Genomic DNA, 15716 nt, shown 5'->3' on the forward strand with positions numbered 1-15716 from the left:
TCAACAATTCCCGGACACAGAATTGAGTTTTTCTTCCGCAACCGCCGGCGGTACGAAGCCGTTGTGCTGATGCGGCCTTATCCAGTTGTACCGCTGCATGAGGTAGCGGCCGATGTCCTGCTCGGCCAACGCTGTCGTCATGTAACCCACTGTCGGCACCCACTCCGTTTTCAGGCTACGAAACAGCCGCTCCATGGGCGAATTGTCGTAACAATTTCCCCTTCGGCTCATGCTCTGAATCATCCGATAGCGCCAGAGCCGTTGGCGGAAACCCCGGCTGCCATATTGGCTGCCCTGGTCGCTGTGAAACAGCACGCCTTGTGGTCTGCCACGCATCTCGTAAGCCCTGTCGAGCGCTTTGACGACCAGTTCCGCATCAGGCTTGGCGGACATCGCCCAACCCACCACTCTGCGGCTGTACAAGTCCAAGACCGCCGCCAGATAGCTCCATCGACCCTCTGCCCAGATATACGTGATGTCGCCACACCAGACCTTGTTTGGCGCAGCCACGGTGAACTTGCGATCAAGCACATTGGGAATGTCGGGGCGCTCGACCGTGGCCTTCTTGTACGCATGAGAACCGGGCTGTTTGCTGATCAGTCCTTGTTCCTTCATCAATCTTCTGACTCTGAAACGCCCGACGTTAACGCCTTCATCCCGCAGCATGGCAACCAGACTGCGACTGCCCGCTGAGCCACGACTTTGGTTGAACAGCTCGTTGACACGACTGCGTAGGTTCACTCGGCGGACATCGATATGACGCCGCCGGGCCAAGTGGGCGTAATAACAAGACCGGGGTAGCTCGAAGACTGAACACAACAGTTGAACAGGGTAGTGCTTTACCAACTGCCGAATCGACTTCAACGTCTGCGCCCGTGTTCCTCGGCCATCAAGAGCGCAGTGGCCTCCTTTAATATTTTCTTCTCAAGCTCCAGCCGGTTGATACGGGCCTGAAGCTCCTGAATGGTCTGCTGCTCCGGTGTGAGCGCCTTGGCAGTGGGCGTAACGCCCCCGCGCTCCAGCTGCAACTGGGTAACCCAGCGGCGCAATAAGCTCTCACCTACATCGAGAGATCTGGCGGCCTCGGGACAGCTGTAGCCTTGGTCGAGCACCAGGCTGGCAGCCTCTCGCTTGAAAGTCGGGGTGAAGGTACGTCGTTGTCTGCTCATCGAACACCTCTGTATGGCGAGCATTCTCGCCCTAAATGGGTGTCTGGGGTTAGTAGACCACTACACTGCCGAGCGTGCTCCAACCGGAGTTATCCTCATTAGCGGCCTGGAAGAGTGCTTGCGCCATCACATCGTCAATCAGGCGATTGAAGAGCGTGTCGACATCAACATGCTTCTCGAACAAGGCCACGTCATGGTCCTGTACCGCGTTGCGGATCTGCAGGACGGAATAGGTTGGTGTGGTCGTGTAGTAGTAGAAACCACCCACTGAAACGGCAACCAGCCCCAGAACGGACAGAAGTAACTTCCTTTTCATCAGGCTCCTCACAAGCATTTTTGGGGCTATCCAGTTTGTGATCGAAAACCAGCCAGCGCCGGCTTCACACGTCGGAGTTTGGCGTTATCTGTTCTGGCTGGCCAGTAAGCGGGATCTTTTTGTGTGATCAGCGCGCGACGCATCTACCTCTGCCGGTCTCGCCAGCCCCACAACCCAGTCGGTAAATAATCGGAGACACGATATTGATGCTGCCGAGCGTCAGCTCGGGGTCGACTCTGTCTTTCGTGACTGACCGCTCCTGGCCGGTCGCAGCCGAACAGCCCAGGCTCTACCCCCGTAAAAGGTCTACCGAATGCGCGCACCCTAGTGGGACTGTGAAACACAACAGGCTACGGTTTTTGGCAGTTGCCGTATCAGCACTCAAGAAAAAACTGATACTAGAATCGCCGGTGTAAATCCGGGAAGAGCAGTTGAGCGAACCATACTGGGAAGCCAGGATAAAGGTCGCGAGACTTGGGTGACGGCGCTTCTACCACCCCAAGCAGCAGCAACTCCTTGAGCTGATTGGCCGCCGTCTTATCGTGCAGGTTGAAGTACGCCTTGAAGTCGGCGCGCGATACCGGGTTCTACCCAGTTAACACGGACACTTTCGAGTAAGCTCATACCGAGCTGAAGGAGTGTTCATGAAGCGCAAGAAATACAGTCCCGAGTTCAAGCGGGAAGCCATCGAGTTGGTTCGTCGTTCAGGGGCGAGCTGTCGACAAGTGGCCCTGGAGATTGGTGTGGCTCCGAACCTGCTCACACGCTGGGTTCGAGAAGCACAGCCAGGCACAGAAAAGGCCTTTCCCGGAACCGGTAGTCCGCGAGATGAGGAGCTTGCCCGCCTCAAGCGTGAGTTGGCCCGGGTCACCAAGGAACGTGATTTTTTAAGAGACGCGGCAGCGTACTTTGCCAAGGAGTCATCGAGCGGTACACGGTGATCCAGCGCTGCCGCAACGAGTACCCGGTACGCCTGATGTGCCGTTGCCTGAAGGTTTCCGCCAGCGGCTACTATGCCTGGCAGGATCGCGAGCCAAGCTCACGTGCTCAAGAGAATGTGCGCCTGGTGAGGCGCATTCGTGAGATTCACGAAGACAGCCGTGGTGTCATCGGAGCACCACGCATGCACGAGGATCTGCGCGACGAGGGCGAAACCGTCAGCCTGAATCGCGTTGCTCGCCTGATGGCGGCTGAGCAAATTCAAGGCTGGCCACGCCGGAAGCGGCGTGGCTTTGGGAGAGTGGCCAGCAGCCGTCCAGCAGGCGTGAAAAACCTGCTGGAGCGCGACTTCACCGCGCAGGAACCAGAGCGCAAGTGGGTCACGGACATCACGGAAATCGCCACCCAGGAAGGCAAACTCTTTCTATGCGTGGTGCTCGACTTGTACAGCAAGCTGGTGATCGGTTGGTCGATGCACCACCGCCAGGATCGGCAGATGGTGATTCGAGCGGTGGAGATGGCGATCTGGCAGCGCCAGGGTGACTGGTCAGTGATCCTGCATTCGGATCGCGGCAGCCAATTCACCAGCGCCGACTACCAGCGCTTTCTGAATCGCAACACGCTGGTTTGCAGCATGAGTGCCGTCGGGCACTGCGGCGACAACGCTGCCTGTGAAGGCTTCTTCGGTCAGCTCAAACGGGAGCGCGTTGTCCATCAGTCATATCGAACTCGTGATGAAGCACGAGCGGATCTCTTCGACTACATCGAGCGGTTTCATAACCCACGAATGCGTCGTAGAGTCGCCCGGCAAGATCTGAAGTTTTCAGCCCTTTTCAAACCGTCCGTGGAAATGGGGTAGAACCCGAAACTCAATTCCCGCTTTTGCTAACAGCGGCAATCGCTGACCCGAACCAGTTGGAAATGGCGGTGCTGAACCTGGTCGTCAATGCGCGGGATGCGATGCCCAGTGGCGGTGTAATCACGATTGCCGCAGTGGAGCGGGAAATTTCCGATGCAGAAGACGGACTGAAGCCTGGGCGATACGTCTGTCTGCTGATCACGGACACTGGCACCGGGATGGATAGCGCAACGCTTCAGCGAGCCAAGGAGCCATTCTTCACGACCAAGGGCGCTGGTAAAGGTACCGGCCTAGGGCTTTCTATGGTTCATGGCCTCGCGGAGCAATCCGGGGGATGTCTTCACCTGAGAAGTGAACCCGGTCGGGGTACTACAGCCGAGCTTTGGCTACCGGCCGTGGACGCTCCAGCCACAGGCAACCCGGATGGCGCTGCACCCTCGTTGCAGGGCATGGAGCTGAAGGATCGATCCGTCCTGGTGGTTGATGACGACCCGCTGGTGCTACTCAGTACCACCGCGATGCTGGAGGATCTCGGGGCGACCGTTTCGCAGGCAAGCTCGGCGGAAGAGGCCGTCGCTGCGTTGAAAACAATGATCGTTGACCTGGTTATTACAGATCAGGTGATGCCGGGTATGACGGGGACACAGTTGGCTGAACAGCTGCGCTCCACACATCCCCGATTGCCTGTAATCCTCGCCTCGGGCTTCGCCGACAAAGCGGCTGAGGAGTTGGGATTCAGGTTGCCCAGGCTTTACAAGCCATTCGATCAGGAAACGTTGGCGCGTGTTTCGCTACAGGCACTATTCCTGCCTGCAGGGTGACTCACCTTGTCGTCAAATACTGGCAAACTTGCGCTTCGATTTTCGACAGGAGTCAGTCGATGTCTGCCAGCCCGGAGCTGTCCCCCGGTCTCATCGTCATTCACGGCAATCACCTCGAAGAGCTGCGCGCCCTGGCGGTGCAGTGGATGCGGCGCTATCCGTTGCAGCCCCTGGAGAACGAAGTCTTGCTGGTGCAGAGCAACGGCATTGCCCAGTGGCTCAAGCTGGCGCTGGCCGAGCGTGACGGCTGTGGCATCGCTGCCGCGCTGGATGTCGATCTGCCCGCCCGCTTTCTCTGGCAGGCGTATCGCAACGTACTCGGCAAGGACGCGATTCCGCAGCAATCTCCCTTGGACAAGGCGCCGCTGACCTGGCGTCTGATGCGGCTGTTGCCGGGCTTGCTGGCAGAAGAGGCCTTCGCTCCGTTGCGGCGCTTTCTCGCCGATGATCAGGACCTGCGCAAGCGCTACCAGCTGGCCGAACGCCTGGCTGATCTGTTCGACCAGTACCAGGTCTACCGCGCCGACTGGCTGGCGGACTGGGCCGCCGGACATGATCGCCTGCGCACCTCTCGCGGCGGTGAACGGGTTCTGCAAGGTGATTCGTGCTGGCAGCCCGCGCTCTGGCGCGCCTTGCTGGCGGACGTTGGCGAGCAGCATCTGGCCGAGAGCCGCGCCGGTGTGCATCCGCGTTTCGTCGCCCGCCTCGGCGAGCTTGATGCACCGCCGCCCGGCCTGCCCCGACGCATCACTGTTTTCGGTATTTCCTCGCTGCCGGCCCAGGTGCTCGAGGCGTTGGCAGCCATGGCGCGCTTCAGCCAGGTCATGCTCTACGTGCACAACCCCTGTCAGCACCACTGGGGGGATATCGTCGAAGACAAGGACCTGCTGCGTCACGAGTACCGTCGCCAGCAGCGCAAGGGCAGGCCGGGCGCGCAGATCGGTCTGTTCGAGCAGGAGGACATGCACCAGCACGGGCAGCCGCTGCTGGCAGCCTGGGGCAAGCAGGGGCGCGACTACATCAACCTGCTGGATCAGTACGACGAGCCGCAGCGCTACCGCGAGCAGTTCGAGCGCATCGACCTGTTCAGCCCGTCCAGTGAAAGCAACCTGCTTGGTCAACTGCAGAACGATATTCTCGATCTGCGTCCGTTGGCGGAGACTCGCAGCACCTGGCCTGCCGTCGACCCAGCCAGGGACCATTCGCTGCGTTTTCACATAGCCCACAGTGCCCAGCGCGAGGTGGAGATACTCCACGACCAGTTGCTGGCCAGCTTCAGCGAGGACGCCACGTTGCGACCGCGCGACGTGATCGTCATGGTGCCGGACGTCAACGCCTATGCACCGCATATCCAGGCCGTGTTCGGCCAGTTTGCCAGCGACGACCCGCGTTTCATCCCCTTCACCCTGGCCGACCAGGGCCTGCGCGGGAAGGAACCGATGATCATCGCACTGGAGCATTTGCTGCGCCTGCCGGAGAGCCGCTTCAGCGTAAGCGAGATCCTCGATCTGCTGGATGTCGCCGCGCTGCGTCAGCGCTTTGCCATCGCCGAGGATCAGTTGCCCACGTTACGCCGCTGGCTGGAGGGCGCCGGTGTGCGTTGGGGGCTGGATGCGAGCCAGCGACAATCGCTCGGCCTTGGCGAGAATCTGGAGCAGAACACCTGGCGCTTCGGTCTGCGGCGCATGCTGCTGGGCTATGCGGTGGGTGCAGCCGATGCCTTTGCCGGTATCGAACCCTATGACGAGATCGGCGGGCTGGATGCCGTACTGATCGGCCCGGTAACGCGACTGCTGGAAGCCCTCGAGCGACATGTGCAGCAACTGCGTGAACCCGCCACGCCTGCGCTGTGGGGCGAGCGCCTGCGCGGGTTGCTCGGCGACTTCTTCCAGGCGCAGAACGACCGCGAGGAGGTTCTGGTTACCCAACTGCTCGATGCGCTGGATGCCTGGCTGGAGCTTTGCGAGGCTGCCACGCTGGACGAAGCGCTGACCTTGCCGGTGGTACGCGAAGCCTGGCTTGGCGGGCTTGATCAGGGGCGGCTGAGCCAGCGTTTTCTCGCCGGTGCGGTGAGTTTCTGCACCCTGATGCCGATGCGCGCGATTCCATTCCGCCAGGTCTGTCTGCTGGGCATGAATGATGGCGACTACCCGCGCAGCCAGGCGCCGCTGGATTTCGATCTGATGGCGGGTGATTACCGACCCGGTGACCGTTCACGTCGCGAGGATGATCGCTATCTGCTGCTGGAAGCACTGCTGGCGGCGCGTGATCGTCTGTATATCAGCTGGGTAGGGCGCAGCATTCGCGACAACAGCGAGCGACCGCCGTCCGTGTTGGTCGGTCAGTTGCGCGACCATCTGGCCAGTGCCTGGACACTGGCGGGTGGCGGTGACCTGCTGCATGGCCTGACGACCGAGCACCCCTTGCAACCGTTCAGCCGACGTTACTTCGATGGCGATGCGCAGTTGTTCAGCTATGCCCGTGAATGGGCAGCGCTGCATGGCCAGGCTGCGGCGAGTGAGGATGCTGCACCCTTGTCTTCCTGGGAAGAGGGACGACAACTGACCCCCGAGTTGTTGCAGTCATTCCTGCGTGATCCGGTGAAGTGTTTCTTCACCCGCCGGCTGAAAGTTTTTCTCGATGAAGAAGAGCAGGCGCAGCTGGACAGTGAGCCATTTGCCCTCGATGGTCTGCAGCGCTACCAACTGCAGGAAGCCCTGCTCAAGGCGGCTGTGGCGACTGACGAAGATGTCGAGGAGGCGCTGAGGTCTGCAGCCGACCGCCTGCAACGCAGTGGCGTCCTGCCGTTGGCCGGTTTCGGCGAGCAGTATCGCAACACCTTGTTGGAGCCCTTGCCGGCACAGTTGCGGCGTTATCAGGGGCTCTGTCTGTGCTGGCCTACTCTCCTGGAATCGCCACAGCGTCTGCTGTTCAGTGCAGCCGGTGTTGAGCTTGACGGCTGGCTTGCCGGACTGCGGCAGAAGGCCGATGGCAGCCTGGCGCGGCTGGAGTTGTTGCCCGGTGCACTGCACAAGGACAAGAGCTGGAGGTGGCATCGCCTGCTGCGGCCTTACGTGCTGCATGTCATTGCCGCGGCCTGCGGTGTGCCGCTGACCACGCTGCTGGTCGGCGAGGATCGTAGCCTGGCTTTCGATCCCGTACCGGCCGAGCATGCCGCTGCTGTGCTGGCGGCGTGGCTGGAGGCCTGGAATGCCGGTATGCAGACGCCTCTGCCGGTGGCCTTGAAGACCTCGTTGGCCTGGTTGCAGGACAACAACGAGGAGAAAGCGCGCAGCGTTTATGAGGGCGGCTACAACCTCACCGGAGAAGTCCGGGGCAGCGCCAGTCTGGCGCGGCAGTTCCCCGATTACTCGGCGCTCACTGCTGATGGCCAGTTCCCCGCCTGGAGCGAGCGGCTCTACCAGCCACTGCTCGACAGCCAACCGCAAGCGCTCGAGGAGGTTGCAGCATGAGTCAACAGCGACCTCTGGCCCTGACGTTCCCCTTGCACGGCAGTCGTCTGATCGAGGCCAGTGCCGGAACGGGCAAGACCTTCACCATTTCCGCACTTTACCTGCGCTTGATCCTCGGTCATGGAGGTGATGCTGCGTTTCGCGAGGCGCTGCTGCCGCCACAGATTCTGGTGGTGACGTTCACTGATGCGGCCACGCGTGAACTGCGCGACCGGATTCGTGCGCGTCTGGTCGAGGCCGCAAGCGTATTCCGCGGCGATGCTCAGGGTGACGAGCTGCTACGTGAGCTGCGCGGGGATTTCGCGCAAACGCAGTGGGACGAGTGCGCCCGCCGCCTCGAGCTGGCCGCGCAGTGGATGGACGAGGCGGCCGTGTCCACCATCCACGGCTGGTGCCAGCGCATGCTGCGAGAGCATGCCTTCGACAGTGGCAGCCTTTTCAGCCAGACCCTGGAGACCGATCACAGCGAGCTGCTGGCCGAAGTGGTGCGTGATTACTGGCGGCAGCACTGTTATCCGTTGCAGGACACTGCACTGCAATGGGTTGCGAACGTCTGGGGAACACCCAACGGGCTTGGGGTGAAGCTACGACCATTGCTGGGGGAGGAGGGTGAGATTGCGTCCTCGTCACTGGGCGAGTTGCTCAACGGCGCATTGCATCAGCGCGAGCAGGCGCTTGCCGAACTCAAATCTCCCTGGCGGGCATGGGCCGACGAGCTGCAGCAGTTGCTGGATGCCGCCGTGGCGGCCAAGCAGGTAGACGGCAAGAAAATCCAGGCGCGCTTCTATAACCCCTGGCTGGCAAGGTTGCGCGAGTGGGCCAGCAGCGAAGAGCCGCGTCTCGACCTGGGGACAGGGTTCACTCGTCTGACCCCCGATGGCCTGGCCGAAGCCTGGAAGGGTGAGCCACCTGGTCATCCTGCCCTGGAAGCCATGGCATTGCTCAAGGCGCAGCTTGATGCGCTGCCTGACCCTGCTGATGCGGCTTTGCGCCATGCCGCAGCCTGGGTACGCCAGCGCTTCGACTGGGAGAAACGCCAGCGTGCGGAGATGGGCTTCGACGACATGCTGGTGCGCCTGGATGCAGCCCTGCAAGGCAGCAATGGCCCGCGCCTTGCCGAGGTGATCCGTCGTCAGTTCCCGGTGGCGATGATCGATGAATTCCAGGACACCGACCCGCTGCAGTACCGCATCTTCGATACGCTCTACGAGGTCGAGGTCAATCGCGACGACTGCGGCCTGTTTATGATCGGTGACCCCAAACAGGCCATCTATTCCTTCCGTGGTGCCGACATCCACACCTACCTGCGTGCACGTCGGGCGACAGCCGGCCGGCATTACAACCTGGAGAAGAACTTCCGCTCCAGCCAGGCGATGGTCGATGCCGTCAACGGCGTTTTCCTGCGTGCCGAGCAGCGCGAGGGTGGAGAAGGGGCGTTCCTGCTGCGTGACGATCTGCCGTTCATCGAAGTCGGGGCGCAAGGTCGACGCGAGGTCTGGAGTGTCGACGGCCAGGCGCAGCCAGCACTGACCGTGTGGCAACTGGCGAGCGATGAGCCGGTTGCCAAGGGCGCCTATCTGGAAGCCATGGCGGCCGGTGCCGCCAGCGAGATCGTGCGTCTGCTGGATCTGGGACAACGAGGTCAGGCCGGTTTTGGCAAAGAGGGGGCATTGAGGGCTCTGCGGCCCAGCGATATTGCAGTTCTGGTGCGCGACTTCAATGAAGCGCAGGCTATTCGCGGCGAGCTGGCCGCGCGTGGTGTGCGCAGCGTCTACCTCTCCGACAAGGATTCGGTATTCGCCGCCCAGGAAGCGCGTGACCTGCTGCTGTGGCTGCGTGCCTGTGCCGAGCCGGATCAGGATCGCCCCCTGCGTGCGGCGCTGGCCAGTGCGACGCTGGGGCTGGAGCTGGCCGATCTGGAGCAGCTCAACCTCGACGAGCGCACCTGGGAGCGCCGCGTCATGCAGTTCCGCGACTACCGCCAGCGCTGGCAGCGGCAGGGCGTGCTGCCGATGCTGCGTCAGCTGCTGCAGGACTTCGACCTGCCGCAACGGCTGATGGGGCGTGACGACGGCGAGCGCGTGCTGACCAACCTTCTGCACCTGGCCGAACTGCTGCAACAGGCCGCCGCCGAGCTCGATGGCGAGCTGGCGCTGATTCGTCACCTGGGCGAGCTGCTGGCCGGCGCGGGGCAGGCAGCCGATGAGCAGGTATTGCGTCTGGAGAGTGACGAGGCTCTGGTGCGTGTGGTGACCATTCACAAATCCAAGGGCCTGGAGTATCCCCTGGTTTTCCTGCCATTCATCTGCGCCTTCCGCCCGGTGGATGACAAGAAATCGCTGCAGATTCATGACGGCGAACGTCGCCGGCTGGTCCTCAAGGCCGATCAGGACAGTCTGCAGCGCGCCGAGCGTGAGCGCCTGGGCGAAGACTTGCGCCTGCTCTATGTGGCCCTGACCCGCGCTCGCCATGCCTGCTGGTTGGGGGTGGCGGATCTGAAGATCGGCAACGGCAAGAAGTCGCGCCTGCATGAGTCGGCGCTGGGTTACCTGCTGGGGGGCGGTGTATCGCTGGCCTCGAGCAAACAGCTCGAAACCTGGCTGGAACCTTTTTCTGCGGGACTGGAAAGTGTCGTGGCGCCAGTGCCACCGGCCAGCGAGCAGCGCTACTGCGTGATCGAGGATGGCCAGTTCGAGCCGCGCTGGCGTACACCTGTCCGACGCGCAGCCGAACATTGGTGGATTGCCTCCTACAGTGCATTGCGCCTGGACGAGGACGCACCTGGCCAGGTCAGTCGCCACGAGGACGCAGCACCCGACAGTCCGGCGATGCAGAACGCCATCGACGATGAGGATCCGTCGCTGGCTCTGACCCCACTACCGGCATCCGCTCAGGGGTTGCATCGTTTCCCGCGCGGTCCCAATCCGGGCACCTTCCTGCACGGTTTGCTGGAAATGGCGGCGCAGGAAGGTTTTGCGAACCTGGCACAGGACCCGCCAAGGCTGCGCGAGGCGCTGGCCAGGCGTTGTCAGCGGCGCGGTCTGGAAAGCTGGATCGATCCCTTGCAGCAGTGGCTGCTGGGGTTGCTGACCCAGCCGCTCGCGCTGAATGCGGAGGCTGTCGTGCTGACGCAACTGACGCAGTACCAACCGGAACTGGAGTTCTGGTTCGAAGCGCGCGGCGTGGACGTCAGGTTGCTGGATCAGTCGGTGCAGCAGCACGAGTTGCCGGGTATCGCCAGGCAGCCGCTGCGCGCCGACACCCTCAACGGCATGTTCAAGGGTTTCATCGATCTGGTCTTCGAGCATCAGGGGCGTTACTACGTGGCGGATTACAAGTCCAACTGGCTGGGCAGCGACGACAGCGCCTACACCCGTGAAGCGATGGAAGCTGCCATCGCCAGCCATCGCTATGACCTGCAATACGTACTTTATGTACTGGCGCTGCATCGCCAACTGCGTCTGCGTCTGCCGGACTACGACTATGACCGGCACGTCGGGGGCGCGCTCTACCTGTTCCTGCGCGCACCGCAGCGGGGCTCTTATTTGGCGCGGCCGCCTCGTCAGCTGATCGAGCGGCTGGATGCGCTGTTTCTGGGTGAAGCCGGGGAGGGCGCAGCATGAGTACGATGCTTGCGCCGGCGCTGTGTGACCGCGCCGAACTCTTCGCCCTGCTCTCTACATGGAGTGACCGTGGCTGGCTGCGTGAGCTGGATCGCGCGCTGGCGCAGTTGTTCGCCGAGCTGGACCCGGAGGCCTCGCCCTTGCTGTTGCTTGGCGCCGCATTGGCCAGCCACCAGTTGGGCCAGGGACATGTCTGCCTGGATTTGGCCGCCACGCTGGACAATCCGGATTTCGCCCTGTCCATGCCGCCGGAGGGCGAGGACGCGCAAGAAGCGATGATCCTGCCGTCGCAGGTGCTGGCCGGAATCGACCTGGATTCCTGGCTGGGCGCCTGTGCCGGCAGCTTGCTGCTGGAATCCGCGGGCGCGCCTCTGGTCCTCAGTGGCGCTCGTCTATATATGAGGCGCTACTGGGACTATGAGCGTCAGGTAGCCGGCCATATCGCCCAGCGCCTGCGGACAGGGGCCGCAGCCCCGAGCGATCTGGCCACGCGCCTGGCTTCACTTTTCCCTGACGCTCTGGTGGTGGACGGTCAGCGCCAGACTGATTGGCAGAAGCTGGCATGTGCCATGGCTGCCCAGGGACGCTTCACGCTGATCACTGGCGGGCCTGGAACCGGCAAGACGACCACGGTGGTGCGTCTTCTGGCGTTATTGCAGGAAGCCGCCATGGCTGTCGGTGAGCCGCTGCGCCTTAGCCTGGCGGCGCCTACCGGCAAGGCTGCCGCGCGGCTTACCGAATCGATCGGTGCGCAAGTGCAATCCCTGGCGCTGGACGAGCGCGTGCGTGAGCAGATTCCGACGCTGGTGACGACACTGCATCGCTTGTTGGGAAGTCGTCCTGGCAGTCGTCATTTCCGTCACGATGCTGCCAACCCTTTACCTCTGGATGTGCTGGTGGTGGACGAAGCGTCGATGATCGACCTCGAAATGATGTCCAGCCTGCTGGACGCACTACCATCGCATGCGCGTTTGATTGTGCTGGGCGACAAGGATCAGCTCGCGTCCGTTGAGGCCGGTGCGGTATTGGGCGATCTCTGTCGAGAGGCGGAAAGCGGTGGCTATAGCGCTACAACGAGAACCTGGCTGGAAAGTCAGACCGGTGAGCGACTTGACGATCCGACGCTGGTGCCCGGTGACAAAGCTCTGGCGCAGCATATCGTCATGCTGCGTCACTCACGCCGCTTCGGCAGTGGGTCGGGTATCGGGCGCTTGGCGCGTTCGGTGAACCAGGGCGATGCGCAGGCGGCTCGTGGGACCCTGGCCGCAGGAGCGGATGATCTGCATGTTCTGCGTCTAACTGGTGAGCAGGATCGTGCGCTGCAGCGACTGCTGATAGATGGGCGAGGCGGTAGCGAGCCTCATCCTCAGGGATACGCGCGCTATCTGCAGGTGATGCAGATGGAGCGTCCTGCCCTCGAAGCCGATTCCCAGGCCTGGGATGGATGGGCCAGTAATGTTCTGGCGGCATTCGATCAGTTCCGGTTGCTGTGCGCTGTGCGCAAGGGGCCCTGGGGTGTTGAGGCGCTCAATGAGCGTATCGCTCAGGCGCTGGTACATCGTGGCCTGCTCGAACAGGCTCATGGCTGGTACGAAGGTCGCCCCGTGCTGGTGACGCGTAATGATTACAGCCTCGGCTTGATGAATGGCGATATCGGTATCGCTCTGCGCCTGCCGGAGCCGCCCGATTTCCCGGGCGCGCCTGTACGGCAGGTGTTGCGCGTGGTGTTTCCACGGAATGATGGCAGCGGCGCCTTGCGCCATATCCTGCCCAGCCGTCTGAGTGCAATGGAGACGGTTTTCGCCATGACCGTGCACAAGTCGCAGGGGTCGGAGTTCGCCCATTGCGCGCTGATTCTGCCCGATAGCCTCAATCCTGTGCTGACCAAGGAACTGGTCTATACCGGCATCACTCGGGCCCGCCACTGGTTCAGCTTGATTGAAAGCCGAGCAGGCATCTTCGAGCAAGCTGTACAGCGACGTGTGGAACGGCGTAGCGGTCTGCGTGAGGCGCTCGAAGCGCTGTGAGTAATGAAACTGCAATTAAAGCTTGACGCGCATTCTGCTGGATGTAGAATGCGCGCCACTTCAGTGATGAAGCGCTTCAAAAACTTCTTGTTAATCAATAAGTTAAGTTAAATGAAGGGTTTGCAAAGCTGGATCTGGCGTGTAGAATGCGCGCCGGCCGACAGGGTGGTGGTTTGATCCTGTTGGTGGTTCGGTCGAATGGATCGAAAGCGGTAGAAAAGAGGTGGTTGACAGCGGTTTTGAACGCTGTAGAATGCGCATCCCGCTGGAGAGAAGAAGTTCTGATCGAAAGCGCAAGTGGTTGAGTAGAAAGAAGTTTCCTCGGAAACAAGATCGAAAAACAGCTTGACAGATTGAAAGGCTGCTGTAGAATGCGCGGCCTCGGTTGAGACGAAAGGCTTGACCAACTGCTCTTTAACAACTGAATCAAGCAATTCGTGTGGGTGCTTGTGAGGTAAGACTGATAGTCGACTGATTATCAGCATCACAAGTAACACTCGTGAATTCGAGAGTTTATTTGCGATTGCTGAGCCAAGTTTAGGGTTTTCTCAAAACCCAAGCAGTATTGAACTGAAGAGTTTGATCATGGCTCAGATTGAACGCTGGCGGCAGGCCTAACACATGCAAGTCGAGCGGATGAAGGGAGCTTGCTCCTGGATTTAGCGGCGGACGGGTGAGTAATGCCTAGGAATCTGCCTGGTAGTGGGGGATAACGTTCCGAAAGGAACGCTAATACCGCGTACGTCCTACGGGAGAAAGCAGGGGACCTTCGGGCCTTGCGCTATCAGATGAGCCTAGGTCGGATTAGCTAGTTGGTGAGGTAATGGCTCACCAAGGCGACGATCCGTAACTGGTCTGAGAGGATGATCAGTCACACTGGAACTGAGACACGGTCCAGACTCCTACGGGAGGCAGCAGTGGGGAATATTGGACAATGGGCGAAAGCCTGATCCAGCCATGCCGCGTGTGTGAAGAAGGTCTTCGGATTGTAAAGCACTTTAAGTTGGGAGGAAGGGTTGTACGTTAATACCGTGCAATTTTGACGTTACCGACAGAATAAGCACCGGCTAACTTCGTGCCAGCAGCCGCGGTAATACGAAGGGTGCAAGCGTTAATCGGAATTACTGGGCGTAAAGCGCGCGTAGGTGGTTCAGTAAGTTGGAAGTGAAATCCCCGGGCTCAACCTGGGAACTGCTTTCAAAACTGCTGAGCTAGAGTACGGTAGAGGGTAGTGGAATTTCCTGTGTAGCGGTGAAATGCGTAGATATAGGAAGGAACACCAGTGGCGAAGGCGACTACCTGGACTGATACTGACACTGAGGTGCGAAAGCGTGGGGAGCAAACAGGATTAGATACCCTGGTAGTCCACGCCGTAAACGATGTCAACTAGCCGTTGGGATCCTTGAGATCTTAGTGGCGCAGCTAACGCATTAAGTTGACCGCCTGGGGAGTACGGCCGCAAGGTTAAAACTCAAATGAATTGACGGGGGCCCGCACAAGCGGTGGAGCATGTGGTTTAATTCGAAGCAACGCGAAGAACCTTACCTGGCCTTGACATGCTGAGAACTTTCCAGAGATGGATTGGTGCCTTCGGGAGCTCAGACACAGGTGCTGCATGGCTGTCGTCAGCTCGTGTCGTGAGATGTTGGGTTAAGTCCCGTAACGAGCGCAACCCTTGTCCTTAGTTACCAGCACCTCGGGTGGGCACTCTAAGGAGACTGCCGGTGACAAACCGGAGGAAGGTGGGGATGACGTCAAGTCATCATGGCCCTTACGGCCAGGGCTACACACGTGCTACAATGGTCGGTACAAAGGGTTGCCAAGCCGCGAGGTGGAGCTAATCCCATAAAACCGATCGTAGTCCGGATCGCAGTCTGCAACTCGACTGCGTGAAGTCGGAATCGCTAGTAATCGTGAATCAGAATGTCACGGTGAATACGTTCCCGGGCCTTGTACACACCGCCCGTCACACCATGGGAGTGGGTTGCTCCAGAAGTAGCTAGTCTAACCTTCGGGGGGACGGTTACCACGGAGTGATTCATGACTGGGGTGAAGTCGTAACAAGGTAGCCGTAGGGGAACCTGCGGCTGGATCACCTCCTTAATCGAAGACATCAGCTTCTTCATAAGTTCCCACACGAATTGCTTGATTCACTGTAGAAGACGATGCTGTAACGCGGCGACCCTGTTATAGGTCTGTAGCTCAGTTGGTTAGAGCGCACCCCTGATAAGGGTGAGGTCGGCAGTTCAAATCTGCCCAGACCTACCAATTCAGGTGCAGATGCTTACGGGGCCATAGCTCAGCTGGGAGAGCGCCTGCTTTGCACGCAGGAGGTCAGCGGTTCGATCCCGCTTGGCTCCACCATTACAGCATGATCGTAGAGAGTTCAGAAATGAGCGCTTCAGGGTTGCCTGTTGAGTGCTGATTTCTGGTCTTTTGACCGGTACTCGTTCTTTAAAAATTTGGATATGTGATAGAAGTGACTAACG

General features: G+C 60.4%; 7 protein-coding genes, 2 tRNA genes and 1 rRNA gene. 8 read left to right on the forward strand and 2 right to left on the reverse strand.

The window, feature by feature from the left end; genetic code table 11:
- Positions 1–1169 (reverse strand): IS3 family transposase gene (locus OEG79_RS09265; protein WP_264145293.1). Its coding sequence is split into 2 segments (ribosomal slippage): positions 1–908 and positions 908–1169, totalling 1170 coding nucleotides; the frame shifts between segments, so codons are not numbered across the junction.
- Positions 1170–1218: 49 nt separating this feature from the next.
- The gene (locus tag OEG79_RS09270) at positions 1219–1485 is read right to left on the reverse strand and encodes a DUF2939 domain-containing protein (protein ID WP_264148438.1); all 267 of its coding nucleotides are present in this window, start codon (positions 1483–1485) and stop codon (positions 1219–1221) included.
- Positions 1486–2129: 644 nt separating this feature from the next.
- Between OEG79_RS09270 and OEG79_RS09275 the strand changes: the two genes are divergently transcribed.
- The 8 genes from OEG79_RS09275 (at position 2130) to OEG79_RS09310 (ending at position 15591) form a co-directional block, all read left to right on the forward strand.
- Positions 2130–3283 (forward strand): IS3 family transposase gene (locus tag OEG79_RS09275; protein ID WP_264148439.1). Its coding sequence is split into 2 segments (ribosomal slippage): positions 2130–2376 and positions 2376–3283, totalling 1155 coding nucleotides; the frame shifts between segments, so codons are not numbered across the junction.
- A gap of 68 nt (positions 3284–3351) precedes the next feature.
- Complete coding sequence (locus tag OEG79_RS09280) at positions 3352–4104, forward strand: response regulator (RefSeq protein ID WP_264148440.1); 753 nt, start codon at positions 3352–3354, stop codon at positions 4102–4104.
- A gap of 59 nt (positions 4105–4163) precedes the next feature.
- Positions 4164–7577, forward strand: a complete 3414-nt coding sequence (recC, locus tag OEG79_RS09285; RefSeq protein WP_264148441.1) for an exodeoxyribonuclease V subunit gamma — start codon at positions 4164–4166, stop codon at positions 7575–7577.
- Positions 7574–11200, forward strand: coding sequence for an exodeoxyribonuclease V subunit beta (gene recB, locus OEG79_RS09290; protein WP_264148442.1), 3627 nt, complete (start codon positions 7574–7576; stop codon positions 11198–11200). Before recC ends, recB begins: the two co-directional genes overlap by 4 nt.
- Complete coding sequence (gene recD, locus OEG79_RS09295) at positions 11197–13227, forward strand: exodeoxyribonuclease V subunit alpha (RefSeq protein WP_264148443.1); 2031 nt, start codon at positions 11197–11199, stop codon at positions 13225–13227. The genes recB and recD overlap by 4 nt, the downstream gene beginning before the upstream one ends.
- Before the next feature lie 567 nt (positions 13228–13794).
- A 16S ribosomal RNA gene (locus tag OEG79_RS09300) occupies positions 13795–15330 on the forward strand.
- 88 nt (positions 15331–15418) lie between these two features.
- Positions 15419–15495: transfer RNA gene (locus OEG79_RS09305), tRNA-Ile, on the forward strand.
- Positions 15496–15515: 20 nt separating this feature from the next.
- Positions 15516–15591 (forward strand) — tRNA-Ala (locus tag OEG79_RS09310).
- Positions 15592–15716: the final 125 nt, after the last annotated feature.

Source organism: Pseudomonas sp. Z8(2022), assembly GCF_025837155.1.
Lineage (GTDB): Bacteria > Pseudomonadota > Gammaproteobacteria > Pseudomonadales > Pseudomonadaceae > Aquipseudomonas.